The organism is Desulfobacterium sp. N47 (genome assembly GCF_051233685.1).
Taxonomy (GTDB): domain Bacteria; phylum Desulfobacterota; class Desulfobacteria; order Desulfobacterales; family RPRI01; genus RPRI01.
This window is the reverse complement of sequence record NZ_JBAMMY010000137.1, coordinates 1-26,380: the sequence shown is the minus strand read 5'-3', so window position 1 is coordinate 26,380 and position 26,380 is coordinate 1. Positions and strand designations below refer to the sequence as shown.

At 37.8% G+C, this 26,380-nt stretch carries 24 protein-coding genes; 14 read left to right on the top strand and 10 right to left on the bottom strand.

The window, feature by feature from the left end; all coding sequences use genetic code 11:
- Positions 1 to 174: 174 nt before the first annotated feature.
- The gene (locus VXK47_RS09020; protein WP_435548447.1) at positions 175 to 819 is read right to left on the bottom strand and encodes a radical SAM protein; all 645 of its coding nucleotides are present in this window, start codon (positions 817 to 819) and stop codon (positions 175 to 177) included.
- A gap of 519 nt (positions 820 to 1,338) precedes the next feature.
- Between VXK47_RS09020 and VXK47_RS09015 the strand changes: the two genes are divergently transcribed.
- The 6 genes from VXK47_RS09015 (at position 1,339) to VXK47_RS08990 (ending at position 7,542) form a co-directional block, all read left to right on the top strand.
- Positions 1,339 to 2,136, top strand: a complete 798-nt coding sequence (locus tag VXK47_RS09015) for a 2-amino-3,7-dideoxy-D-threo-hept-6-ulosonate synthase (RefSeq protein ID WP_435548446.1) — start codon at positions 1,339 to 1,341, stop codon at positions 2,134 to 2,136.
- A 29-nt stretch (positions 2,137 to 2,165) separates the two neighbouring features.
- Positions 2,166 to 3,158, top strand: coding sequence for a 3-dehydroquinate synthase II (locus VXK47_RS09010; RefSeq protein WP_435548445.1), 993 nt, complete (start codon positions 2,166 to 2,168; stop codon positions 3,156 to 3,158).
- Between the two features lie 96 nt (positions 3,159 to 3,254).
- Positions 3,255 to 4,361, top strand: coding sequence for a prephenate dehydratase (gene pheA / locus VXK47_RS09005; protein WP_435548444.1), 1,107 nt, complete (start codon positions 3,255 to 3,257; stop codon positions 4,359 to 4,361).
- A gap of 17 nt (positions 4,362 to 4,378) precedes the next feature.
- Positions 4,379 to 5,644: a 3-phosphoshikimate 1-carboxyvinyltransferase gene (gene aroA / locus VXK47_RS09000; protein WP_435548443.1), complete on the top strand. Its 1,266-nt coding sequence runs from the start codon at positions 4,379 to 4,381 to the stop codon at positions 5,642 to 5,644.
- Between the two features lie 15 nt (positions 5,645 to 5,659).
- On the top strand, positions 5,660 to 6,712 hold the full coding sequence (aroC, locus tag VXK47_RS08995) for a chorismate synthase (RefSeq protein WP_435548442.1): 1,053 nt from the start codon (positions 5,660 to 5,662) through the stop codon (positions 6,710 to 6,712).
- Positions 6,709 to 7,542: a prephenate dehydrogenase/arogenate dehydrogenase family protein gene (locus tag VXK47_RS08990; RefSeq protein WP_435548441.1), complete on the top strand. Its 834-nt coding sequence runs from the start codon at positions 6,709 to 6,711 to the stop codon at positions 7,540 to 7,542. The genes aroC and VXK47_RS08990 overlap by 4 nt, the downstream gene beginning before the upstream one ends.
- A 34-nt stretch (positions 7,543 to 7,576) precedes the next feature.
- On the opposite strand, the gene gpmI is transcribed toward VXK47_RS08990, so the two are convergent.
- The 8 genes from gpmI to rplU all read right to left on the bottom strand — a co-directional run bounded on the left by gpmI (position 7,577) and on the right by rplU (position 14,549).
- Positions 7,577 to 9,124, bottom strand: coding sequence for a 2,3-bisphosphoglycerate-independent phosphoglycerate mutase (gene gpmI / locus VXK47_RS08985; RefSeq protein ID WP_435548440.1), 1,548 nt, complete (start codon positions 9,122 to 9,124; stop codon positions 7,577 to 7,579).
- 61 nt (positions 9,125 to 9,185) lie between these two features.
- Positions 9,186 to 9,602, bottom strand: coding sequence for a ribosome silencing factor (rsfS, locus tag VXK47_RS08980; protein WP_435548439.1), 417 nt, complete (start codon positions 9,600 to 9,602; stop codon positions 9,186 to 9,188).
- Positions 9,599 to 10,267 (bottom strand): nicotinate-nicotinamide nucleotide adenylyltransferase, encoded by a 669-nt coding sequence (gene nadD, locus VXK47_RS08975; protein WP_435548438.1) that lies wholly within the window; start codon positions 10,265 to 10,267, stop codon positions 9,599 to 9,601. The genes rsfS and nadD overlap by 4 nt, the downstream gene beginning before the upstream one ends.
- A gap of 27 nt (positions 10,268 to 10,294) precedes the next feature.
- Entirely contained in the window at positions 10,295 to 11,551 is a 1,257-nt protein-coding gene (locus VXK47_RS08970; protein WP_435548437.1) for a glutamate-5-semialdehyde dehydrogenase, read from the bottom strand.
- A 220-nt stretch (positions 11,552 to 11,771) separates the two neighbouring features.
- Positions 11,772 to 12,968, bottom strand: a complete 1,197-nt coding sequence (gene proB / locus VXK47_RS08965) for a glutamate 5-kinase (protein WP_435548436.1) — start codon at positions 12,966 to 12,968, stop codon at positions 11,772 to 11,774.
- The gene (obgE, locus tag VXK47_RS08960; protein ID WP_435548435.1) at positions 12,916 to 13,911 is read right to left on the bottom strand and encodes an Obg family GTPase; all 996 of its coding nucleotides are present in this window, start codon (positions 13,909 to 13,911) and stop codon (positions 12,916 to 12,918) included. Before obgE ends, proB begins: the two co-directional genes overlap by 53 nt.
- A complete protein-coding gene (rpmA, locus tag VXK47_RS08955) occupies positions 13,908 to 14,162 on the bottom strand; it encodes a bL27 family ribosomal protein (protein ID WP_435548434.1) in 255 nt (84 codons plus the stop codon). The genes obgE and rpmA overlap by 4 nt, the downstream gene beginning before the upstream one ends.
- A gap of 75 nt (positions 14,163 to 14,237) precedes the next feature.
- Entirely contained in the window at positions 14,238 to 14,549 is a 312-nt protein-coding gene (rplU, locus tag VXK47_RS08950) for a 50S ribosomal protein L21 (RefSeq protein WP_435548433.1), read from the bottom strand.
- Positions 14,550 to 14,934: 385 nt separating this feature from the next.
- Between rplU and VXK47_RS08945 the strand changes: the two genes are divergently transcribed.
- The gene (locus VXK47_RS08945; protein WP_435548432.1) at positions 14,935 to 15,285 is read left to right on the top strand and encodes a cyclophilin-like fold protein; all 351 of its coding nucleotides are present in this window, start codon (positions 14,935 to 14,937) and stop codon (positions 15,283 to 15,285) included.
- 41 nt (positions 15,286 to 15,326) lie between these two features.
- Positions 15,327 to 15,938: a class IV adenylate cyclase gene (locus tag VXK47_RS08940; RefSeq protein ID WP_435548431.1), complete on the top strand. Its 612-nt coding sequence runs from the start codon at positions 15,327 to 15,329 to the stop codon at positions 15,936 to 15,938.
- Positions 15,939 to 16,059: 121 nt separating this feature from the next.
- Here VXK47_RS08940 and VXK47_RS08935 read toward each other — a convergent pair whose 3' ends face one another.
- Positions 16,060 to 16,269: a hypothetical protein gene (locus tag VXK47_RS08935; protein WP_435548430.1), complete on the bottom strand. Its 210-nt coding sequence runs from the start codon at positions 16,267 to 16,269 to the stop codon at positions 16,060 to 16,062.
- Positions 16,270 to 16,868: 599 nt separating this feature from the next.
- On the opposite strand from VXK47_RS08935, the gene VXK47_RS08930 reads away from it, so the two are divergent.
- From VXK47_RS08930 to VXK47_RS08905, 6 genes are all read left to right on the top strand, one after another.
- Positions 16,869 to 17,123: a UPF0175 family protein gene (locus tag VXK47_RS08930; RefSeq protein ID WP_435548429.1), complete on the top strand. Its 255-nt coding sequence runs from the start codon at positions 16,869 to 16,871 to the stop codon at positions 17,121 to 17,123.
- Positions 17,123 to 17,602 (top strand): DUF3368 domain-containing protein, encoded by a 480-nt coding sequence (locus VXK47_RS08925; protein WP_435548428.1) that lies wholly within the window; start codon positions 17,123 to 17,125, stop codon positions 17,600 to 17,602. The genes VXK47_RS08930 and VXK47_RS08925 overlap by 1 nt, the downstream gene beginning before the upstream one ends.
- A 130-nt stretch (positions 17,603 to 17,732) precedes the next feature.
- The gene (locus tag VXK47_RS08920) at positions 17,733 to 18,074 is read left to right on the top strand and encodes a hypothetical protein (RefSeq protein WP_037466161.1); all 342 of its coding nucleotides are present in this window, start codon (positions 17,733 to 17,735) and stop codon (positions 18,072 to 18,074) included.
- 309 nt (positions 18,075 to 18,383) lie between these two features.
- The gene (locus VXK47_RS08915) at positions 18,384 to 21,803 is read left to right on the top strand and encodes a helicase-related protein (RefSeq protein ID WP_435548427.1); all 3,420 of its coding nucleotides are present in this window, start codon (positions 18,384 to 18,386) and stop codon (positions 21,801 to 21,803) included.
- Positions 21,804 to 21,877: 74 nt separating this feature from the next.
- On the top strand, positions 21,878 to 25,795 hold the full coding sequence (locus VXK47_RS08910) for an Eco57I restriction-modification methylase domain-containing protein (protein WP_435548426.1): 3,918 nt from the start codon (positions 21,878 to 21,880) through the stop codon (positions 25,793 to 25,795).
- A gap of 112 nt (positions 25,796 to 25,907) precedes the next feature.
- On the top strand, positions 25,908 to 26,380 hold a 473-nt coding region (locus VXK47_RS08905), incomplete at its 3' end, for a four helix bundle protein (protein ID WP_435548425.1).

The window sequence follows — 26,380 nt, the reverse complement described above, 5'->3', positions numbered from 1 at the left end:
ACTTTGTTGTTTTGAAAGAGATTTTTTAACATTTATTTCCTCCTTTTGATAAGTTGAAGATATTCAGAATTTACAAATAAATTAGCTCATTATATGAATATTTGCAAGTACTTTTTCTTAATTCAACGGCATTGAGTTATCTATTATAGTTCAGGATATCTTCAAGCCAGCAATCTATACGCCTCTTATTGTATCCGGCCAGATTATTTTATGTAATTGAAGATGGAACCGAACCGTTAATTTATCTTTAAGCATCCATCGCGCCAGTTCCGATAATTCGAGTTTATTATAGATAGGGGAAAAAAGAATATTTTCCCGGAAAAAAGTTTTTGGGATCTGCTTTACGATATCTTTTGCAAACTCATAATCAACTCTGTTCCCGATTACAAATTTAATCTGGTCTTTTTGGTTAAGCCTGTTTATGTTAGCCAGATTGTTTTTTTCTGATTCTCCGCTTGTAGGACATTTGATATCAATTATTTTGATACATCGTTTATCAATATAGCTTATATCAAGGCTTCCGTTTGTTTCCAGCAAGACAGAAAATTTATTATCAAGAAGCTTTTCGATTAATACCGGTGTTTCCTCCTGTATTAATGGTTCTCCGCCGGTAATCTCAACCAAAGGGCAGCCAAATTCCGAGATTTTTTTTACAAGATGGTCTGTTTCTATTTCACTGCCTTCGTTGTATGCATATTTTGTATCACAATAGGCGCATCTTAAATTGCAGCCGGCAAGTCTTATAAAAGCGCAAGGCAACCCGCTGTATAAAGATTCACCCTGTATGCTGTAAAAGATTTCATTAATTAATAATGTCATATTTTCGGACCTCAGACGTTAAAGATTGTACGGACGTATATATTACAAAGACTATAAAAAGGGGTACACGAAATTTTATATTTAATCAAACAGCAAATAGATTATAGCGCTTAACACCTGAACCCTGGTTCTTTAAACAGCTGGCTAAAGATTGCGTAGAACTCACTTCGATTCTTGCAATGTATTTTTAAGTAGTGAAAATACTTATGTATGATTTTGAAAAAATGCTTGACATACAGGATCCTAAATTATAAAAAACCAACAGCTTAATATTAAGCTGTTTTGACAATGACTTATCAGGAGCAACTTTTTAAGGACATATGATGAATATATTTACAGGCAGATTTTTTGGTTTTTATTATTACTATAGCACCGGTCTGCCTGTGGTGCGTTGAGGTAACAACATACTAAACGCAAAAAGCCATGGGTGGATCCCGGAGCCCACGGCTTTTTTTGTTTTAGAGGCCGTGGAGGAGGTGTCTTCACGGCCTTTTTGCATCAAAACGGGAGAAGATTAAAATGACAATTATTGGAAAGCAAATCAGGATTGAGCGAATTATAAACCGAAATACAGGAAAAACTGTTATAGTTCCTATGGATCATGGTATTTCCATGGGACCTATTGAAGGCCTTAAGGATATGAAAAGCGCCGTCCAAATGGTTTCGGAAGGTGGCGCAAATGCCATTGTAGAACACAAAGGGCTTGTTGGAGCAGGCCACAGACGTAAAGGAAAGGATATAGGGCTGATTATTCATCTTTCAGCCTCAACAAGCCTTTCTCCTAATCCGAACGCAAAAACCCTTGTCTGTTCGGTTGAAGAAGCAATCAAACTTGGCGCCGATGCTGTTTCAATACATATCAATCTTGGAGATGACACGGAAAAGGATATGTTAAGAGATTTTGGAATCATTACCAATGAAGCAAAAATCTGGGGCTTGCCTCTTCTTGCAATGATTTATCCGAGAGGAGAAAAAATTAAAGACGAGTTTGATGTAAAATACATAAAGCATGCAGCCCGTGTCGGAAATGAAATGGGGGCTGATATAGTTAAGGTATCCTATACCGGTTCGGTCGAATCCTTTAAAGAAGTTGTAGAAGGATGTTCAATTCCTGTTGTGATTGCAGGCGGCCCAAAAATGAATTCGGACAGGGATATTCTTGAAATGGTTAAGGGAGCCATAGAAGCAGGTGGGGCAGGTGCTTCAATCGGACGTAATGTGTTCCAGCATAAGAATCCGGCAAAGATGGTTCAGGCCATATCATCTGTAGTTCATGACAATATGAGCGTTGAGGATGCACTTAAACTTCTTGAATAGTCATTTAATATAATATAATGGATTGAAAAATGCGAAAAATTTGGGTAAAAGCAGATCCTTGGAATAAGGATATTATTACTACAGCACTTGAAGGCGGCGCCGACGGAGTTCTCATTCCGAAGGGATATTCGGAAAAAGTAAAAGAACTTGGTAAAATTCAGACTATTTCCGAAGATGGGGATTTAAAGACAGGAAAAGATGTCATCTTTTATACCATAAAAAGTGGTGAAGATGAAGATGAAATAGTGAAACTGAGTTTAAATAAGAAAGTGATTCTGGAATGTACGGACTGGACAGTCATTCCCCTTGAAAACCTTATAGCAAAAGGAGCCGATGTTATCGCTCAGGTTCAAAATTATCAGCAAGCTTCTACAGTGTGCGGGATTCTTGAAAAGGGTGTAAAACATATACTGATTGATTCTTCCGATATGGCTGAGTTAAAAAAAACATTGTCTCTGCTTAATTCGGAAACGGATAAGGTTTCTTTGGAACATGCTGAAATTGACGAAGTTATACCTGCAGGAATGGGAGACAGGGTATGTGTTGATACATGCACCTCAATGATTCCCGGACAGGGTATGCTTGTTGGAAACAGCAGCAGCGCTCTTTTTCTTGTTCATGCGGAAACGGTTGAAAATCCTTATGTGTCTCCGCGACCATTTAGAGTTAATGCCGGAGCAGTCCATGCCTACACAAGAGTGCCGGGTGGCAAAACAAAGTATCTTTCCGAGCTTTGCGCCGGAGATCAGATTTATATTGCAGATTATAAAGGCAATATAACGGCGGGAATAATAGGAAGGATAAAAATTGAAAAAAGACCGTTATTGATAATTAAGGCATTAGCGGCGGGTAAAAAAATTACAACAATTCTTCAAAACGCCGAAACTATAAGATTGACCAGTCCGGATGGAAAACCAATGTCTGTCGTCAATCTGAAAAAAGGCGATAAGGTTCTTGTTGCAATAGAAGAAAGCGGAAGGCATTTTGGTTATAAAATAGAAGAAACAATACTTGAACAATAAGTTTAAACCTAAAAACCCTGATAATAATTTTGATAATAATTTTGATAATAAACTTATTAATGATTTATCAACAAGCCTGTTTTACTAAATAAAATTATGAAAAAAACAAATAAAGAAAGTTCCGGATCAGATACTGCCATAGATGATTTAAGAAACGGTATCGATAATATTGATGAAAAAATTCTGGGTCTGATAAATGAAAGGCTTCTTCTTGCCAAGGAAATAGGCAGAATGAAGGCTAAAAAAGGCAAGAAGGTTCTTGATATTGCTAGGCAAAAAGCTATTATCAATAAACTGACGTCTCTTAACAAAGGACTTCTCGGCAAACAGGCGCTTTGTCATATATTCTCAGAGATAATAGCTGCATCGCGGGAAATCCAAAACCATCATTCGGTTGCATATCTTGGCCCGGAAGCCACTTTTTCCCATATCGCATCAATGAGTTATTTCGGGCGTTCCGTTAATTATATGCCGCAGTCAACTATCGGGGACATCTTCCGTGAGGTAGGGAAAGGAGCATGTCTTTACGGAGTTGTTCCGGTTGAAAACTCTATAGAAGGTTCGGTAAATTACACCCTTGACTTGTTTTTTGAATCTGATCTTAAAATTTGTGCGGAATTATACCACCCTATATCACACGACCTTTTGTCAAAAAGTGATTCCATCAGTAAAATTAAAGTAATATATTCGCATCCGCAGGTATTTCCCCAGTGCAGAAGCTGGATTCAGGAAAATCTTCCCAAAGCGGCTCTTGTAGAATGCAACAGTACTTCCAATGCAGCCCGCAGAGCTTCTGAAGAACCTGAATCAGCGGCCATTGCAAGCAGCATGGCGGCACATATCTATAATCTTCAGGTCATTGCATCAAAAATTGAAGATACATCAAAAAATACCACACGGTTTCTTGTTATAGGAAAAGATGAAACAAAAAGAACAGGGGTAGACAAAACTTCCATTATGTTTGTAACACCTAATGTTCCCGGGGCGTTATACAAGATATTGCAGCCTATAGCTGAATCAGGCATAAATATGGTCAAGCTGGAGTCAAGACCAACAAAACATGAAAACTGGAGCTATTTTTTCTTTGTCGATATTGAAGGACATATAGAAGACACTGTTGTTGCTTTAACAATAAAGAAAATGAATAAAATTTGTCTTTACCTCAAATGCCTTGGATCTTATCCTATGGCAAAAGACATATAATAGTGAATATATTAACCATGACAGAAACACTTCCGGCAATTATTGATAAATGTGAAATTGAAGTTCCAGGTTCAAAAAGCTATACACACAGGCTTTTGATTGCCTCGGCATTGTCTGACGGCAAATGCAGTCTTACAAACTGTCTTAAAAGTGAAGATACTCTTCTTACACTTGAAGCCTTACGGCTGATGGGTGTTAAGATTGAAAATCTGGAAAAAGAAGTAATAGTTTATGGCTCCAAAGGATTGCTTAAGGCATATGATAAACCGGTTTATCTTGCCAATTCCGGAACATCAATGCGCCTGTTGACTGGAGTAGCCGCTCTTGGCGACGGTGACTACACTCTTACCGGAACGGAGCGCATGTCACAGCGTCCCATTCAGGATTTGCTGGACGGCTTGAACAGCCTGGGAGTTGAAGCCCGTTCGGTAAACAACAACGGCTGCCCGCCTGTTGTAATCAAAGGCGGAAAAATCAAAGGCGGATATATTGAACTGAAATGTAATATCAGCAGTCAGTTTTTATCTTCTGTTCTTTTAATTTCTCCCTATACAGAAAAAGGCATAAAGATAAAAGTCGTGGAAGGCCCTGTATCAAAGCCTTACATAGATATGACAATTGATATTATGGCAAAACTGGGAGTAAATGTATCCCGGGACGGCTATACCGGCTTTTCCGTTGATGGACAACAAAATTATAAAGCCGGTTCATTTTCCGTTGAACCGGATTGTTCGCAGGCAGGTTATTTCTGGGCTGCCGCAGCCATCACAGGATCTGAAATCAAGGTTAAAGGTATTACAAAAGATTCACGTCAGGGCGATCTTAAGCTAACCGGGCTGTTTGAAAAGATGGGATGCAAGGTTTATTTTGAAAGCGATGGAATCATAGTTAAAGGCGGGCCGCTTGTCGGGATTGAAACAGATATGTCCGATATGCCCGATATGGTCCCAACCCTTGCTGTAGTGGCAGCTTTTGCAAGAGGAACAACGGTTATAAAAAATGTCGAACATTTAAAAGCAAAAGAAAGCGATCGTCTGTCAGCTGTTATAAATGAACTTTCAAAAACAGGAATTGAAGCAAAATCCGTAGGATCGGATCTTGTAATCAAAGGGGGAATTCCAAAAGGAGCCCGAATTGACACATACAATGATCATCGGATAGCTATGAGTTTTGCAGTTGTAGGTCTTAAAACTCCGGGAATAATTATAGAAGATAAAAAATGCGTTGAAAAATCTTTTCCGAATTTCTGGGATGTTTTTGCTAATCTTGTAATATCTAAGTAAGGAAAAAACAATAAAATGTCCGGAAACTCTTTTGGAACATTATTTAGAATAACAACCTGGGGAGAATCGCATGGTTTGGGAATCGGTGTTGTTATAGACGGTTGTCCTCCCCGGATACCGCTTGATGAAAATGTTATTCAGGCTATGCTGGACAGAAGAAAACCGGGAAGCTCCATTGCCAGTACTTCAAGAAAAGAGCCTGATGAAGCAATCATAATGTCCGGGGTGTTTAACGGAGTTACAACAGGAACTCCTGTAATGATTATGATTAAAAACAAGGATCAGCATTCGGATGCTTATAAGAAATATGCGGATATATTCAGGCCCGGACATGGAGATATATCTTATCAGGCCAAATACGGAATAAGGGACTGGAGGGGCGGAGGAAGAGCTTCGGCAAGAGAAACGGTTGCAAGAGTTGCGGCAGGCGCTGTTGCCAAGGCTTTGCTTGAAAAAGAAAATATCAATATATGCGCTTATACTATTGAGCTGGGCGGAATCAAGGCAGTTGAGCGCAATCTTGATATTATATCCCAAAATATGTTTTTTTGCCCTGATAGTAATGCTGCTGTCGAAATGGAACAAAGAGTTAAACAAGTTAAAAGCAAAGGCGATTCTCTTGGCGGAATTGTTGAGATTGTGGCAAAAGGAGTTCCGGCAGGACTAGGAGAGCCGGTTTTTGATAAACTTGACGCAGACCTTGCAAAAGCTTTGATGAGTATCGGTGCTGTGAAAGGGTTTGAAATCGGGGCAGGTTTTAAAGCCGCAACTCTGCTTGGTTCAACAAACAATGATCCTATAACACCGGATGGTTTTTCAACAAATAATGCAGGCGGGATTCTTGCCGGAATATCCAACGGAGATGATATCATTATGCGGGTTGCAGTAAAGCCTATCCCTTCTATTTCCATCGAACAAAATACTATTGATCTGTCAAAAAATGAAAGAATCATATCTATTCTGGGGCGTCATGATATTTCAGCCATACCGCGTATAAACGTTGTTTGCGAGTCAATGGCGTGCCTTGTTCTGGCCGATCATTTGTTGAGACAGAGAGCTATCCGATGAATAAAATAATATCTATCGGAATAATCGGCGGGACAGGAAGTATGGGAAGGTGGTTTAAAGATTTTTTTTCTGCTGCAGGCCACAATGTTCTGATTTCAGGAAGAACCACCGATATTACCTATGCTGATGTGGCAAAAGAGTGCGATGTGGTTATTTTAAGCGTTCCTATAGACGCCGCAATTTCAATTGCAAAAGATATCGGCCCGCTTATGCACAAAGAACAGCTTCTGATGGACATGTGCTCTTTAAAAGAAGAAATAGTAAAGAGCATGACGGATAACACAAAAGCTGAAGTGCTCGGCACGCATCCCTTGTTTGGGCCTTTTACAGATTCCATAAAAGGCCAGAATGTAATATTGTGCCCGGGAAGGGGAGAGCGCTGGCTTAAATGGATAGAAAATGAATGCAGTTTGCGAGGTGCTGTTGTATGTGTAATGGACCCTTTAACGCATGACCGGCATATGGCAGTAGTACAGGGGCTTACACATTTTACCACCATTTGCATGGCAAGAACGCTTCAAAAAATGAATATGGATGCCTGTAATGTGCTTTCGTGTTCAACGCCTGTGTTCAAGATAAACTACAATCTGATAGGCCGTCTTTTTGCACAGGATATTGATCTTTATAAGAGCCTTATAAATAAGAACAAAAACTTTAAAGATGTTCTTGAAATATTTATATCTGCAATGGATGAAGGAAAAGACGCTTTATTATCAGGCCAGGATGAAAGCGGAACCATGTTTATGGAAAATATCCGTGAATTTTTCAAAGATACCTGCAAAGACGCTCTTAAAGAAAGCAATAAGATAATAAGCGCTCTTTATTCCTGATATTTTACAAGTTCGTCGTTTTATTGCAAAGCCTTTATTTCTCGATCAGGGATTCTCCCGTCATTAAAGCAGGTTTTTCGATTTCCATGATTTCGAGTATGGTAGGTGCTATATCACCAAGTACGCCATTTCTTAATTTAACCTTCTTTCTGGAATCATCAACCAGGATAAGAGGAACCGGATTTAAAGTGTGGGATGTTTGAACATGTTTGTGTTCATCAAGCATGGTTTCAGCATTGCCATGATCTGCTGTAATAAGCAGCACACCATTTTGTTTTTTAACTGCAGAGGCTATCTGGCTTACGCATGAATCAATAGTTTCACATGCAAAAATTGCAGCTTCAATCACTCCCGTATGTCCTACCATATCCATATTTGCAAAATTAAGTGCAATAAAATCATAGTGTGTTGATTGCAGGCGGGATAGTAATTCAGCAGTCACGAGTCTTGCGCTCATTTCAGGCTTTTTGTCGTAGGTCGGCACTTCCCGGGGAGAAGGAATCAGGCAACGTTCTTCCAGCGGAAACGGATTTTCTTCTCCTCCGTTTAAGAAATAGGTAACATGGGCATATTTTTCCGTTTCGGCTATTCTTAGCTGTTTTAACCCTTTTTTGCTTATTACTTCACCAAGAATATCTGTAAGGTGAACAGGAGGAAAAGCAAGAGGCAGAGTAAATTTTTCATCATATTGGGTCATGCACACAAATCCGGTTAATTTAGGGAAAAAGCTTCTGCTAAAAAAAGTAAAATCCGGATCGGTTAATGCCCGTGTTATTTCTCTTGCCCTGTCAGACCTGAAGTTGAAAAAAACTACAGCGTCATTGTCTTTTATTATCCCTTCAGGATTTTCATCCTTATCGGTAATTATAATGGGCTTTACAAATTCGTCCGTCTCATTTTTTAAATAAGCTTTTTTTATTGCATCTACCGGATTTTTTTCTTTTGTTCCTTCACCGTTTGTATAAAGCCGGTAGGCTTTTTCTACTCTGTTCCATCTGTTATCGCGATCCATTGCAAAATAACGTCCGCAGACTGAAGCAACTTTTCCAACGCCCTTTTCATCAATATAATCTTGTAGCTGCTGCATATATTTTATGCCGCTATCCGGAGCAGTATCTCTTCCGTCAAGTATTGCATGAATATAAATATTCTTAAGGCCGCTTGCTTTAGCCATGTCAAGTAACGCAAAAAGATGATTTATCTGGCTGTGTACTCCTCCGTCTGAAAGAAGGCCGATAAAATGCAGGGCTGCTTTATTTTCTTCAGCATTTTTCATGATTCGGCAAAGAGCTTCATTTTTAAGCAGGCTTTTATCTCTTATAGCCTTGTCAATTCTAAGCAAATCCTGGTAAACAACCCTGCCTGCACCAATATTAAGATGCCCCACTTCGGAGTTTCCCATGATACCTTCGGGAAGGCCTACAGCCTCGCCTGAACATTTTAAACTGGTGGAAGGGTATTCTTTTTTGATTGAATCAAGAAAAGGTGTATTTGCAAGAGCTATTGCATTTCCTTCTTTTGTATTGCTGATTCCCCATCCGTCAAGGATTATGAGCATACAAAAGTTTGGTCTGTTCTGCATAAATTTAAAAACTCCTTATTAGCGGCTTTCTAAAAACCCCATCTGCCGTATCATTTCATCTTTAGTCTTCAACAGTTCCGGGTTTACTAAGTGGATTTTTTTCAGGACTATCAATGTTTATTCGTTTTGCATCAGACCACAGGCCCTCAAGATCATAAAACATTCTGACGGTATCATAAAAAACGTGAATTATAATATCTCCGTAGTCGAGCAAAACCCACTGTCCTTCGTTTTTTCCCTCAACGCTCAAGATTTTCTTCCCCGCTTTTTTCAGGTATCGCTCAATGGAATCAGCTATCGCGGTAACCTGGCGATTTGACATTCCGGTGCATATGATAAATGCATCTGCAAGGGAAGTGAGCCCCCGCAAGTCAAGAAGTACTATATCTTCGGCCTTTTTACCCAGGACAGCTTTTATGTAAAGATCGAATAAGGCAGTAATTTCTTCTTCTCCCTTTAGGCTCTCTTTTTCAGTCATATATATAATCCCTTGTTTTTAATAAAAAGTTCAACTTCTTGTGGCATCAGAAAACTAACCGGTTCTTTCTTTTCAATAAGCATCCGGATATTAGTGGAAGAAATATCTATCGGAGTTACATCAAGTATATATACCGGTTGATAAATTTTATGGATATAGCCCGAATCCTCATTTGAAAATATGTATCCGTCAGATATCTTTGTTTTAAGATAATCGGAAATCACTGCAAATTTATCTTTAATACCGCCATACTTAAAGCCGGGCCTTGTCATTACTATAAATGGGATAACACGGAAAAGCTCTTTGAAGGATTTCCATGTATCTATTTCAAGAAAAGCGTCAAGACCTAATATGAGGAAAAAAATAACAGGTTCGGTTTGATTTGATTGAAAATGTTTAACCGTATCTATCGTATAGGAAGGGCCCTGTCTATTGAGTTCAACATCGGATAAAAAAAATTCAGGATAGCCTTTTATGGCTATTTGTGTCATTTCAAGACGATCATTGGCATCAGCAATGCCTGATGGAATTTTATGCGGGGGAAGAGCAGATGGGATAAAGCAGACTTTATCCAGCATAAATCTGGTCCGCACCTCGGCTGCGGATCTTAAATGCCCGAAATGAATCGGATTGAATGTGCCTCCGAACAGTCCTATACGTTTCAAATTTTTCTCACAGAGTTTATAATTATATTATTCTCTTACCTGCCCGTTTCCTAAAGCTATAAATTTTGTTGTTGTAAGCTCTTCCAGTCCCATTGGTCCGAATGCATGCAGCTTGGAAGTACTGATCCCTATTTCAGCACCCAATCCCAGCTGTCCGCCGTCATTAAATCTGGTTGATGCATTCACAAGCACCACCGAAGAACTAACCTCGCGTGTAAAACGCCGCGCTCTGCTGTAGTCACTGGTAACGATTGATTCGGTATGATCGGACCCGTATTTTTCTATATGTCTGATTGCCTCATCCATATCATCGACAACTTTAACGGCAATAATGAGATCCAGATATTCAGCCGGCCAGTCTTCTTCACTTGCTTTTTTTGCCATCGGAAGAATTTTACATGTTTTGCTGCATCCCCTTATCTCAACACCGGCAGCAGTAAAATCTTTTGCCATTTCGGGAAGAAAATTCTTTGCCGTTTTCTTGTTTACAAGCATGGTTTCCATAGCATTGCAAACACCCGGACGCTGAACTTTTGAATTAAAACAAATCCTTCGGGCCATATCAATATCAGCACTTTCATCCACATAAACATGGCACACACCCTTATAATGCTTTAAAACGGGTATCTTTGAATTCGCTACAACAAAACGGATCAGTTCTTCCCCCCCTCTTGGAATAATAAGATCAATATATTCTTCCTGGCTTAAAAGGGCGTTTACAGCGATTCTTTCCTTTACCGGAACAACCTGGACCGCTTCTTCCGGTATGCCGGACTCGGGTAGAACTTTTTTTATTATTCCGGCAAGTGCCTGGTTTGAATAAAAAGCATCCGATCCGCCGCGTAATATTACTGCATTTCCGGCTTTAAGGCATAGTCCTGCCGCATCAATAGTTACATTGGGTCTTGACTCGTAAATTATTCCTATAACTCCAAGCGGTATTCGCATACGGGAAACTTCAATACCGTTTGGCCGTATCCATGTTTTGACTATAGAGCCAACCGGGTCATCAAGTGCCGATACTTCTTTAAGACCGTCAGCCATTGATCTTATTGTTGCATCCTTTATAGTAAGCCGGTCTATAAATGCTGAGGAGAGTCCGGCTTCTTTGGCCTGAGAAAGATCTTTTTTGTTTTCTTTTTTTATGTAAGCTTCATTTTTTACCAGTTCTTCGGCGATTTTTAAAAGCACCTCATTTTTTTTGGATGTGGAGCATCTTGCGAGAGCTCTCGAGGCGGTTCTTGCCGATTTTGCCATTTGTTCTATAATTTTATCAACAGACATATGTTTTCCTCTTATCCTTGTTGATAGAGCCAGTCTCAAAACGTCCCATTTAGGCCGATCTCTGCGTTGGGCTCAAATTTTGCACGCAGTGAAGCATAGCGCTATCCTCGAAATACTAAATGTATTCCTGTGGTTAAAATTTTCGCCCGCCTTGACCTTGACCAAACTGAAACATTTTGAAAGTGGCTCGATAGTTTGAATTTTATTTCATCTGAGTGCTTTATCTGCATTCAGCGGTCAGTGCCAGATTGTCTCTGTGTATTATCTCATCATAAGGTTTGTGCCCAAGCTTTTCCTTTATACGGCTGGTTTTGAGCCCCATAATTTTTATGATGTCAGCTGAGCTGTAATTTACAAGCCCCATTCCAATAACTTCATTATTTGAATTGCAGAATTCAACCGGAGCCCCTTCCTTAAATTCGCCCTCTACTCCTATAACTCCTCCGGGAAGAAGGCTTTTGCCTTCATTTATTATTGCAGACACTGCTCCGTCATCGATAATAACTGCCCCCTGGGGTTTCAGTGAATACCCTATCCAGCATTTCTTTCTTGAAAGTCTTCCTTTTTTGGGGACAAAAAAAGTGCCATGCTTTTCACCAGCAAAAAGCCGTGTAAGTATATCAGGTTTTTCGCCTTTTGCTATAATCATTGGTATTCCTGCTGCTGTAACCTTTTTTGCAGCCATGATTTTAGTTAACATGCCGCCGGTTCCTAACGGACCGGCAATGCCACCTGCTAATTTTTCTAAATTCTTGCTAATGCTTTCAACAGTTGGAATAAGCGATGCTTCCGGATTGTTTCGGGGGTCTTTATCATAAAGTCCCTCAATATCTGTAAGAGTTATCAGAATGTCAGCATCCAAAAGAAGTGCAATCATAGCGGCAAGATTGTCGTTGTCACCAAATTTTATCTCTTCAATAGCAACGGTATCGTTTTCATTTATTACGGGAACAACCTTCCATGATAAAAGAGTATAAATTGTATTGCGCGCATTCAGATAACGTTTTCTATTCGATAGATCATCGCTTGTAAGAAGGATCTGAGCCACTTTTTTATCAAACCGCTCAAAGGCTTTTTCATATTCCATGATAAGCCCGGCCTGTCCGACTGCTGCCACAGCCTGCCTTTTTGGTATTTCATCCGGCCTTTTAGAAAGGCCGATTTTTTTTATTCCGGAAGCCATAGCTCCTGAAGAAACAAGAATTACTTCAATTTTTTTGTCCATCAGCATGCTTATTTGCCTGCTGATTGAACCGATGACGTTTAAATTCAGACCATTATCCTGAGTTAGTACATTACTTCCTATCTTAATAACAACCCTTTTTGAAGAAGCTATCATCAATTTTTCATCAGCTTTCATATAACTAATATTTTTGTAATAACAGCAGAATGTTTTGTTTGAGTTTTTTGATGCCATTACCGGTTGCAGCAGATATGGTTATTACCTTGGTATTTTTCGCTGCTTTAATAAAAATATCAGCAGACTCTTTCGCATCTGTAATATCAATCTTGTTTAAAACCACTAACTGGGGTTTTTCAGCAAGATTTTTGCTATACAAGGCAAGTTCTTTATTTATAATATCATATCCGGAAAGTGGGGAGTCTGTATTTATGGATGAGGCGTCAATCAGATGAATAAGAATGCGTGTGCGTTCAACATGTTTTAGAAATTTAATTCCAAGCCCCGTTCCTGTGTGGGCACCTTCTATAAGACCGGGAATATCAGCCATCACAAATTGGTCTTCCTTTCCTACCTCGACAACGCCAAGAACCGGCGTAAGTGTTGTAAAGGGGTAGTCGGCTATTTTGGGATGTGCTGAAGACATAACGCTGATAAGCGTTGATTTGCCTGCATTGGGAAGACCTATAATACCAACATCTGCGATCAGTTTGAGTTCAAGTTTAATTTTTAGGGTTTGGCCTTCTTCTCCAGGTTGAGCAAAGCGGGGAGTCCTATGGGTTGAAGTAGCAAACTTTTTATTACCCTGCCCGCCTCTGCCTCCGACTGCAATTGTAAAAGACTGGTCAGGCTCAACCAAATCTTTTATTATCAGTCCTGTGTCTGTATCGGTCATTGTGGTACCGGGAGGAATTTCAACAATAAGGTCTTCCCCTTTTTTACCGGATTTTTGGTTTCCCTCTCCATGCCAGCCGTTTTCGGCCTTAAGAAGTTTTTTATACTTAAAATCATAAAGTGTGTGTTTTTGAGATATTGTCTTAAAAACAACATCTCCACCCTTTCCGCCGTCTCCACCGTCCGGACCACCACGCGGAATAAACTTTTCCCTCCGGAAGCTTACACAACCTTTTCCACCGTTTCCGGACTGGATTGTAATAATCGCTTCATCAATAAATTTCACTCTGTATATACACTGGCTTTTTTGCGTGACTTGCCGAATTCTTCATATTTAAGAATCCCGTCTATCTTGGCAAATAATGTATAATCCTTTCCCATGCCGACATTGTTGCCAGGATAGATCTTTGTTCCCAACTGGCGGATTATAATACTGCCGGCCTTAATTTTTTCGCCGCCGTAACATTTAACCCCGCGCCTTTGACCATTACTGTCGCGGCCATTTCTTGAGCTGCCGCCTGCTTTTTTGTGTGCCATTTCATAAACTCCTGTAAAAACATACTATATATAATATCTTTGTAAAAAGTTTTACTTTTTACCGCATTATAAAAATTATAGTGTTATACTCTCGATTCTAACAGCTGTATAAGGTTGACGATGCCCCTGTTTGCGGCGATATCCCTTGCGTCTCTTGAATTTGAAAACAAGGATTTTCTTTGCCTTATCCTGTTCTACAATCTTTCCGACAACAGCAACATTTTCAACAAAAGGTTGTCCTATCTTAACCGTTTCTCCATCCGAAAACATCAAAACCTTATCAAATGAAATTGTTGAACCAATATCACCTGAGATTTTTTCCAGTCTGAAGGTTTCACCTACCTCAACTCTATATTGCTTTCCGCCCGAATTAACAATAGCGTACATTTTATCCTCCCGAAAAATCAAATTACCTTATTTTGAAAAATGCTAATAATATTCTACTTAAATATTTTGTCAATATAAATATGCCCTTATAATGTTTGTTTATGCTATGATAGAATTTAATACCAAATTGCCTTATCATCGGATTTAACTATATGGTTTTCAATAATTTATCAATAAAAGTTTTACTGTGCAATCCGGAAATATTATTAAACAGGAAAATGTTTAATTTTTTTAGCCAAAATATCTTGTTATCTTTATTGTTTTGCGGTTTTTAAACCGGGTATAAACATTGATTTTTATAAATTATATGGTAAATATATAAAAATTATGAAAGCCGGGTTATGTGTCTGAATATCTTTAAATATATGATATAAGGGTGTGATTTATGTCTAAAAAACAAATTGAGCTTGATTTTAAAACATTTATTCTTGAGGCCGAGCTGTATGATACCGCAATTGCAAAAAAGTTTGCACAAAATCTGCCGTACACCGTGAATCTTATGCAATGGGGAAAAGAGCTTTATGGGTCCATAGGCATAAATCTTGGTGAAGAAAATCCGGTTCCCGAAATTCCTCCCGGAGGAATTGCTTATACCAGCAACGGAAATTATTTATGCATTTTTTTCGGCCAGACACCTGCATGGTCGGTAGAACATATTGGCAATATAATCGGCGATCAATGGGTGCGCCTTAATCAGAGTAAATCAATTTCTTCTGTGATTGTAAGGGTAAAATAATAAACGGTAGTTTAAATCAAAAAAAGGAATAAACCGGTAAATTGGAACAAATAGAAACGGAAGTAAAATATTATATTACCGATATAAACGCGTTACGTGATAAGCTTGTTTCGCTTGGAGCGCATCCCGGCAAAAATCTTTTCGAAATTAATATTAGATTTGATGATAAAAATAAATCGCTGTTTAATAATAAATCCCTGCTCAGGCTCCGTAAAGATGAAAAATCCACTATGACATTCAAAGCACAGCCTGAAAAAAAAGACAGCCGGTTTAAAACTTTAAAAGAGTACGAAGTTGAAGTAAGTGATTTTTCTACCACCTGTCAGATACTGGAACTTCTTGGTTTTGAAAAACAGCAGATATATGAGAAATGGCGGGAAACGCTTACACTCGAAAATACAAACTTTTGCATCGATAAAATGCCATATGGCAACTTTCTTGAAATCGAAGGGAGCAGTGAAGAAATAATCAAATTCACAACTCTGCTGGGACTTGAATGGAAAAACAGAATACTTCTTAATTATCTTGAGATATTTGAAATATTAAAAAAATCTCTCAACCTTACTTTCTCCGATGTAACCTTTTATAATTTTAACAATATCAAGCTTGATTTTTCACGATTTCTCCCGGCTGTTACATCCGGTGATTTATAATTATTATCTTAAGAGGTAATTTCGAAAGTCTCGAATTGAGCCAATTATTTTTATAAAAAGCGGCCTAAATACTAAATAACATATTGATTTAATAAATAGAATGCTCTATTATCTTCTTAAATTAGCCAATCTGAGACCGGTATATTTGCCTTGCTGTACCGGATTTCTCACTGAAAAGCTCTAAAACCTTATCTGTATTCTGCCAATCGCGGTTTACCTTTGCCATCAAAACGCTATGACCGCAGTATGGATGATTGTCCAGCGTCTTTAAATCAGTAACAAGTCCGGCTCTTAGCGGATTGAGATGGATGTACCGCACCAGTTCCAACAAGTAGGCATCCTCCTGGCATAAAATAGATTTGTAGCGGTTCTGAAACAGATTGGTTTCGCTAATCTAAAATTGACCCCTTTTGGGCCTAAACGATAACCCAAAATTGACCCCCCAAAAAGCGAACTCTGATAATGAGATTGTCTGGACGGCAATCAAAAATTATTGGAGGAAAGGGTAACTTATGGGACGTAGTTAACTTACAAACTTATTCATTAATAAGCAAATATTTATTCGCCATTGTGAATATCTCTCTTCGTATTACTGCTTTGCCAACACTTTTAGCGATAAAATTAATCAGCGGGAAAGCGATATCAGAGTTACATCCTTAATCAAGTTTAAAAGTTAACTCCGTCCCCTAAGTAACTCCCTTATTGATAAAATAGAACCACCCAACCAAATCGTTCCACGCCGTTCTTAAAATTTAGTTACCTATAAAAATGCATATAAGGATTATCAATGGAATATTTTGCTTATAGATAAGTTATTTAATTTTAAAAGAGCGTACCTCACCAGATAAGTTGCGAAATTGACTTGACATTCGTGTCCGTTACCAGTAATATGATCGTATCATAAAAATATAATAAAAGGAGGGCGCTATCATGTTGTCGCTAACAATACCCGACTCAGTGTTGCATTCACTCAAGCTTCCCGAAAAAACACTCCCGAGCGACCTTATGAAGCTGTTGTCCGTGAAATTATATGAGAAAGGGGCTCTGGGCATCGGTAAGGCTTCCGAGCTGTGCGGCAAAAGCAGGATGGAATTTCAGCAGGTTTTGAAAGAAGAAGGGGTCTTTCTGAATTATGATGACGCCGAGCTTGAACGAGACTTCTCCAATATGGAGTCCTTCCTGTGATGGTAGTCAGTGACTCCTCTCCGCTCATTGCCCTTTCCTCAGTGGATCGTCTTGATCTTCTAAAACTTTTATTTGATACGGTCATCATTCCTGTCGTGGTGCACGATGAAGTCGTGGGCATTACATCGAAAAACCATGGAGAATTGCCATCTTTCATCCGCATTGAACCGGTTGCTACGGAGTTCCCGGTCCGCTTTTTGAAGTTGAACCTTCATACCGGTGAAAGCGAAGCGATCGCTCTTGCGCTGGAAAGGGGTATACAGGGCATTATTTTAGATGACAAACACGCCCGGGAAATCGCCACAGATCTTGGTCTAAAAGTCATTGGCACGCTGGGCTTGCTCATTTTGGCAAAACGCAAGGGCTTTCTACTCGAGGTGCGTCTCCTTATAACCCAGATTATCGAACGTGTGAATTTCCGTATAGCTCCTTCGGTGCTCAACCGCGCGCTTTCTCTTATCGACGAGCCTTCGCTGTAATCAGAAATTGAAATTTCAGGAGAATGGAACAAAACTTTTAATGATTCCAACAAACGGCTCGACACCGACTGGGCAAAAGCGTCCAGCAGGTCAGCCGCATGTTGAGCTCAACTAAAATTGGATATTAAAAATGTCAGACTCTCAATGGACCAAGCAAGGTGGGACGTTCAGTCACAAAAATGCGTGTAAAGAATTTGGCCTAACAGAAGATGAAATAATTGATGCAATGAAAGCGGGAAAATTACAATACCGTCAGAACTATGCTCATGGCAATCCGTATTTCAGAGTACTCAGAAAAGAAGTTGAGGCATTTGCCAAAGAGTTACATGGAAATAAAGCAGTAGAAGAACAAGAGATAAAGTTTAAGTTGAAGAAAATTAACAGAGAAATAAATAGCCTTAAGAGAAAACTTTCATGTTTAGAAAAGCAAAAAGTTGAATTACTTGAAATCCAAAAACATATAAAGGCATAACATATCAATGGAGCTGACCACAAAAGCCGAGCCGATTTTTGATTAATTCAAAGGGTTAGGGCGGCTTTTGTGGCAGCTCATTTCACCGTTGAGCCTGTCGAAAAAGCCAAAAAGTCGCCTTTTCTTGCTTGTAACTGGTTGAATTTACTATGTGTGATTTTCTGAAAAAGAGCAGAAATGGACTTTTTCGACAATCTCGTTAGACATCAAAAAAGAGGGTTGCCATACGCTTTGCATCGTTTATTTTGTTAATTTTAACAACGTATTCTGCGCATACTTCAAAAACAAATTTAAAATAAAAAGAAAATAATGATATTAGATAATAAAAATGAAAATCAAAAAGTTTACGAGTGGCTCCGGGAATACACCGAATCCGGTAAAATGGATATCGTTACCGGCTATTTCACAGTTGGAGCCCTCGCATACCTTTCCAGACAGATAAACAACAAGATTATCAATTTCAGAATGGTTCTTGGAGATATCGTTAATATTGATATGATACAAGACCGTACAATTGATTTGTTGAATGAGAACATCACAATAGAGGCAGCTTTAAAGCTCTCTGCTGTAGCAAAAGAAGCTGTGGAATTTCTAAAGCAGGAAAAAGTTGAGGCGAAAACACTTGAACCCAATTTTTGCCATGCCAAAGTTTACCTTTTCAATTCTGAAAAAGATGTCAGGCACAGATACTTTATTTCCGGAAGTTCTAACTTGACAGAAGCAGGCATAGGTTTAAAAAAAACAAACAATATCGAACTAAATATAGCTGAAACCGGCGATAACAATCAGTATAAGGAATTAACCAACTGGTTCGCTGGACTATGGAAAAGCAAAGAAGCCCATAAGAAAAAGACCATCATTTATGAAAAGGGGGGAGAACAGACCACACCTTTCAAAGAATATTTAATTGAGAAAATAGAACAGATATTTATCAAATACACCCCAAGACAGCTTTATTATAAGGTGCTGTTTGAACTCTTTGGCAATCAGCTTCTCTCAGAGCAGGACAATCCTGAATTTAACCGGCAGGTTGGCAGATTGGAAAATACAATCATATATAACACTTTGTATGATTTCCAACAAAAAGGGGTGCTAAGTTTAATAAAGATGCTTCAAAAATACGATGGAGCAATTCTCGCAGATGCTGTCGGCCTTGGAAAAACCTGGAGCGCTCTTGCTGTCATGAAATTTTTCCAGTTACAGGGGCGTGAAATTATTTTAATTTGCCCTAAAAAACTTCAATATAACTGGAACAGGTATTCCCGGCATCAAAATTCAAAATTTGAAAAAGACAACCTTGAATTTTTTATTCGTTTCCATACGGATTTAATTGATGAAAGAATGGATAAAGAAGCTTACAGGCGTCAAAGAGCAGATACCTTATTTATTAACGACAAACCAAAACTTTTTATCATTGATGAAAGTCATAATTTAAGAAACGGCAAATCAAACAGATATCAATTTTTTGTAGAGGAAATATTAAAGAAAAATGATGATGTTAAAGTCTTGATGCTGTCTGCTACACCGATAAATAATACTCTGCTTGATATCAGGAATCAGTTTAAGCTTATCAAACAAGGCAACCGGGATGGTTTTTCTGAATCTCATTCCATCAGAAATATTGACCATCTTTTTGGCAGGGCACAAAAAGCTTTTAAAAAATGGCGTGATGATGACAGTCCGAGAATAGCAGATTTTATCAAAATGCTGCCTGCAGATTTTTTCAAACTTACGGATTCACTTACCGTAGCCAGAACACGGCAAATGATTGAAAAACAAAAAACAGGACTGCATTTTCCAAAGAAACAAAAACCAAAGAATATATTTGTTACCCCAAAACAGATAGGAAACTTTGAAAGTTTTGAAGAACTTTTTGATCATTTCCCCCCTATGCTTTCAGGATACCAGCCATCATTTTATATTGAGCAGACAAAAGATGTGGATAAGCTGCATGATGAAAGACAAAGAGACCGTTTTCTTGTAAAAATGTTATATATTTTACTTGTTAAACGGCTTGAATCTTCATGGTTTTCGTTTTATTCCACTACTCAAAAAATACTAATTCATCATCAAAATGCATTGGATAAAATAAATATATATGTAGAAAAAAAACAGGATCAGATTTTTGCCGGTGAGATAGAACCGGATATTTTAGAAGATGATGAATTTGAAGATATTGCTGATGACCTGGTTGATAATTTGGCCCTTGGCAAAAAAAGAAAGATTCTTTTATCTGATATTGATAAAGCAGGCAATCTTGATAACTATAAAAAAGATCTTAAAAAAGATATTGAAGCACTCGAATCATTAATAAATAACCTCAATAAATTTGAAAAATCTATAAAGGATGAAGTTGCAGGTAATAAAAACCATAAAAGTAAGGACGACAAACTTCAATCGCTTATTAAAGAAATTAAAGAAAAAAGAGAATCCGGTAATAATAACGGCAACCAAAAAGTTGTGATTTTTACTGTTTACAAAGATACAGCATTTTATTTGTTTGATCAGCTTAAACAAAGAGGTTTTACTCAAATGGCTGTTGTCAGCGGTGATGTTTCTAAAACAGATGGCTCGCAGCATGAAACAAAATTGTTTGAACCAATCCTGGAAAGATTTGCTCCGTTTACTAAATTATTTAACGAAAAAGAGTGGAACTTTACCCCCAGTGAAGAAAATCTTCCTCAAGTGGAACAATACAGACAGTGGGTAGAATGGGCAGCAGAAAATGACAAGAAAGTTCATTCAAAAATAAAAGACCCCATAGATATCCTTATTGCCACCGATGTTTTAAGTGAAGGTCAGAATCTGCAGGATTGTGACATGGTTATTAATTATGACATACACTGGAATCCGGTCCGAATTATTCAAAGATTCGGTCGTATTGACCGGCTTGGCTCACCAAATAAAGAAATATTTGGAATAAATTACTGGCCTTCAGATAACATTAACAATTATTTAAATCTTAAAGGCAGAATTGAAGAACGAATGACAATGATGAAGCTCGCAGGCTCGGAGGTTAATCTTGAATTTTCAGACAGCTTTAAAGAAATGGCATCAGATGATGACTTTGAAGATAAACTGAACAAAAAAATGTTGATGCAGATGCAAACCTCATGGGATGAGATTGAAAAAAATGACGCGGGTCTTGGTTTTGATAATTTATCTCTTGAAGACTTTCGTCAAGACCTGCTTGAAGAACTTCAAAAAGATGAGAAGTATTACAAAAACATGCCCAAAGGTGTTTACACCGGTTTTAAAGCCAATAAATCTATCTGTTCGGAGACGGGAATTATAGCCTTGCTTGGATATCCTTCGAAGCCGCCAAAAGTATTAAACCATGAATATCAAATCTATGACCTGATCTATATCGATAAAAACGGAAAACAGGTGATGTTGAATCAAAAAGAGGTTCTCGATGTACTTTCCCAGCACAAAGGTGAATCACGATTTGTCCCGGAGAAAATCGAAAGAGGAGAAGAGCCGGCAATAAAAGAGCTTGTAACCTCAATGAAAAAGTGGCTTGATTCACAATCAGGTGAAGAGGAAATCCAGGATAATGGCTCCATTAAAAAACGGGCAGGAGCAGAAACCAAAGATATTCTCGCTAAATTGAAGGCGGGTGATAGCTATGCAGTGAAGCGGGTAAAGGAAAATACAAGCGTAAGTGATAAGTATAAATTACAAAATTTTGATCTGATTACATGGTTTTTGGTGAATTGTGAATTGTGAATTATGAATTGTGAATTGTGAATTGTGAATTGTGAATTATGAATGGTGAATTATGAATTGTGAATGTGGTAAAGATGAATTTAGATTGTTTTAAAGCACAAGAGAATTTTTATACAGGACTTAAAACCCTTTTTAATTCTTTGAATATCCCTGTTAATTATATTGATGAAAAGCCGCTGAAACCACAGGATATTTTATTAAAAACTTATAAGGATAAAAGCCCTGCATATCAGCTTATGAACGATGTCTATATTCTTGGCATGGTTGATGATAAGGCTTTTGAAGGTGCGAAAAGTGCAGATATTTCCGAGATAAAAAAACAGGAAAAAGATTATGACGGTATCCTTATTTTTGGTGTTACGCTTACCGAAAGAGAAAATGGCCTCCTGCCAACCCGTACACAACTTGCAGAAGTCACGAGAGCCTTTAACCGTGAGTTTTATTATACTCCCGTTGTCGTTATTTTCAGGTATGATAATTTCATCTCCCTTGCCAGTGCTGAACGGTTAAAATACAAACAGGAGTGGAGAGAAGGCGAAAAGGCAGGCAAGGTCTCAATCCTGCGTGATATTGAAATAGAAAACCCGCACACCGGTCATTTAAAGATACTTGAAGAGTTAAAAATTGCCCGTTCAGGTAAAAAAGGAATCAATTCTTTTGAAGGGCTTTATCAATACTGGCAGGAAGTATTCAGTGTTAACCTTCTCAATAAAAAATTCTATTCCGAACTTTCAAACTGGTATTTCTGGGCAATTAAGCATGTGAAATTTCCATCCGAATCTCAATATATTGATGATAAAAATCAGCAATATAAGGCTCAAAATGTTATTCGTATGCTTACCCGCCTGCTGTTTGTCTGGTTTATCAAAGAGAAGAAATTGATACCGGAAGAGTTATTTGATTTAGAAGCACTACAAAAAAACATTTTAAAAAAGATTTTACCCTTTAATGAGGAAGATAGTTTATTCAAAGAAGAGAACAGAGAAAGCATCTATTACAAAGCCATTTTGCAGAACCTCTTTTTTGCCACGCTTAACTGCCCTGTAAAACCGGACAGCGTTGACAGCAGAGAACGTGGTTTCAGGGGGGATGAAAGTTACGGAAAACACCGTGGTGTTGATTATCTGATGCGGCATAAAAAATATTTTAAAAACCCGGATGGCTTCCTTGAGATGGTCAACAACGTGGTTCCATTTTTAAACGGTGGTCTCTTTGAATGTCTGGATGATAAAGACAAGAAAATTTATATAGACGGTTTTTCCGATAATATGAGCAAAACAGATGGCGTAATCAACCTTCTTGTTGTTCCTGACTATCTTTTTTTCGGTCGGGAAGAAAAAGCCGATTTAAGCTCTGATTACGGCACAAAAAACAAAGGCACAAAAGAAGCGGCGGTGAAAGGCTTAATCAATATTTTAAAATCCTATAAATTTACCATTGCAGAAAACACTCCTATTGAAGAGGATGTTGCCCTTGATCCTGAACTATTGGGCAAGGTTTTTGAAAATCTCCTTGCAAGTTACAACCCTGAAACAAAAACAACCGCGAGAAAACAGACAGGCTCGTTCTATACACCGAGGGAAATAGTCAACTATATGGTTGATGAAAGTTTGATTGCTCATCTTAAAAATTCTGTTTCAAACTGGGATATGGAAGAAAAAGAGCTGGATGAACAATTGCACAAATTAGTCTCTTTTGAGCCGGTTAATCCCTTTGAGAATAATACCGAACTGTCACAGAAGATTATCCATTCCCTTGATAATTGCAAAATCCTTGACCCTGCCTGCGGCTCAGGCGCTTTTCCCATGGGCATTTTGCAGAAGATGGTGCATATCCTGCAAAAAGTTGACCCTGATAATGAGTATTGGCGGAAATTACAGTTGGAAAAGGCGCAAAAGGCGACCGAAGGGGTTTTTATAATAAAGGATAAAGAGGAGAGAAAACAGCTTCTTGATGAAATTAATGAGGCTTTTGATGAAACCATCAATAATCCCGATTATGCCCGTAAACTTTTTTTAATAGAAAACTGTATTTACGGTGTTGATATCCAGCCCATTGCCGCCCAGATTTCAAAACTGAGATTCTTCATATCCCTTGTTGTTGAGCAGAAGGTGAACAAAGACAAGGATAATTTTGGGATAAGACCACTCCCGAACCTTGAAACCAAGTTTGTTACGGCAAATACGCTTATCGGAATTGACAAGCCGGACGGCGAACTGTTTTACACCAAAGAGGTGCAGGAAAAAGAAGCAGAATTAAAAGCAATTCGGCATAAACTCTTTGGAGCCAAAGACAAACGAACCAAGGTTAAATACCGTAAAAAAGATGAAGAACTCAGAAATGAGATCGCAGACATTCTGAAAAAAGGCAATTTGCCGGTTGAGTCTGCGGAACAGCTTGCTAGCTGGGACCCTTATGACCAGAATGGTGTATCACCTTTTTTTGACCCTGAATGGATGTTTGATATTAAGAATGGGTTTGATGTGGTGATTGGGAATCCGCCATATATCAAAGAATACACAGACAAACGTGTATTTGATGGCCTAAGAAATACAGAGTGTTATCAAGGGAAGATGGACTTGTGGTATTTGTTTGGTTGTAAATCAATTGACCTTTTAAAAGAAAATGGAAACACAACGTTTATTGCAACAAATAATTGGGTCACAAATGAAGGAGCTTCAAAATTTAGAAACAAAGTATTGGAAAACACAATTATTAAGCAATTTTTGGATTTTAGGGATTTTATGATTTTTGAAAGTGCTTCGATTCAAACTATGGTTTATATATTAGAGAAAAATAAGAGTGAACAATATAAAATAGATTACCGAAGGATAAGCACAGAAAAATCTACTCAAGAAAATGCCAATGAATTACTTAAAAGGAAAGGAAACCACGATTATCACAATCTTGAGATAATACCGATTAACTTGCTTGATAAACGAATATCATTTGTTAATACTGATAATGAGCGAATTTTAAATGCCATAATGACAAGAAGTAACTTTACTCTTGATAAAACAAAAGAAGTTGCACAGGGCATAGTTGCGCCACAAGATTATCTAAACAAAAAAGGGGCATCAATTTTAAATAACCAAATACCAATTGGTTCAGGCATATTCAATTTATCAAATGAGGGAAAAAACAGTCTTAGTCTTACAGAAAAAGAAACCGAATTAATAAAACCTTTCTATTCAACAAATCAGTTAACAAGATACTTCGGCAACAGCAATAATGACACTTGGGTAATTTACACTGATTCAAGTTTCAAAAATCCTCTCACATTAAAACCATATCCAAATATAAAAAGGCATTTAGATAGGTTTTCTAATGTAATTACATCTGATAATAAGCCATATGGACTGCATCGTGCAAGAAATGAATATTTCTTTAAAGGAGAAAAAATAATATCATTAAGAAAGTGTCCACAACGCCCAACATTTACATTTACAGATTTTGACTGTTATGTTTCTCAAACATTTTTTGTAATTAAAACAAATCGAATTAATCAAAAATACCTCACAGCTCTTTTTAATTCCGAATTAATTGCATTTTGGTTGAGAAATAAAGGAAAAATGCAGGGAAAAGCATATCAGATTGACAAGGGCCCAATTTTAGAAATCCCAATTTATAAGCCTGAAAGCCAATTTCAATTATTATTTGCTAATATTGTAGATTGTATTTTGTTCACAAAAGAAACAAACCTTGAAATAGACTTAATAAATATTGAATCTATTATTGATGCTCTCGTCTTCGAACTCTACTTCCCCGATCATATGAAAGAACGAAAAATAGATGTCCTGCAATTTGTAGAAAAAGATATTGAAGAAGTTATGCAGGACAATGAGTTTGAAACCCTGAACGATACCCAGAAAGAACAGGTAATAACCGAACTTCATAACCGCTGGAGCGATCCAAACAGTGAAATTGTTAAACGGATGAGCAGCTTTTCTGAAAAATCGCCTGAAATATTAAAGCCGATTATTGAATTATGAATTGTGAATTATGAATTATGAGTTATGGATTGTGAGTTATGGATTGTGAATTGTGAATTGTGAAAAAATTTATAATTTATCATTCATAATTCACAATTATTAAAAGGTGAATATGAAAAAAACAAATATTATTAGAGATAAGAGTTTTGCTTTTGCATTACGGATTGTGAAACTCTATAAATACCTGATTGAAAAGAAGGAATTTATTCTCAGCAAACAATTATTACGAAGTGGAACTGCCATTGGAGCATTAGTTCGTGAGGCTGAACATGCCGAAAGCAAAGCAGATTTTATACATAAAATGGCAATTGCTCAAAAAGAGGCAAATGAAACAGATTACTGGATAGAATTATTATACCAATCTGATTTTTTAAACAAAGAATCATACAAGTCCATATGTACTGATATTCTTGAATTAAAGAAATTATTAACTTCAATAATTATTACTAAAGTTTCACTGTTTTTGAAGCCGTTCAAACATGGTTTTAAAATTTTGCGATATTTTTTCACAAAACATAAAAAGATGGCATGTAAAATGCGTTGCAATTTATATACCAAGTATTTCAAGCACTTACGTCAACTTTT